This is a genomic window from Cedecea sp. B1(4), assembly GCF_059414925.1.
In genome coordinates, this window is record NZ_JCAHMZ010000328.1 from 1 (window position 1) to 403 (window position 403).

Below are 403 nucleotides of genomic sequence, written 5' to 3' on the forward strand. Positions count from 1 at the left end.
GCAACACCATTCGCAATGAGGCATAAGAGGACATGAAGAACGGGTCATTCTTGCTTCTTCTCTTGAGGGGGGGCATGGGACGTAAAAGCGTATCGATTCTGACGTGCGCGCTGTCATTGACTTTGGTGTCAGCGGCACTCTCGTCGCTAGCGCCTCTACTGCTCGCGAAAGCAACAGACATCCTTGCCGGTGGGACGAGCGTCGGTAGTGCGGTGAAGTCTGCCACATGGATTGCTGCGATATACGTATGTTCGATTGCGTTTACCAGGATATTTAATACAGCGTCCTTATATCTCCAAAGCATGCTGCGCCTTCAATTGGTCGAGGCTATCTCGAAAAAATACTTTGCTTATCTTTGCGAGAAGGATTCTCAGTTTTTCGCGCACAATTCCGTGGGCGAACT

1 protein-coding gene is annotated in these 403 nt (G+C 50.1%); it reads left to right on the forward strand.

The window, feature by feature from the left end; genetic code table 11:
- Window positions 1-74 precede the first annotated feature (74 nt).
- Window positions 75-403, forward strand: a 329-nt coding sequence (locus tag ACR6JA_RS23155) for an ABC transporter transmembrane domain-containing protein (RefSeq protein ID WP_494599862.1), incomplete at its 3' end; no start/stop codon positions are given.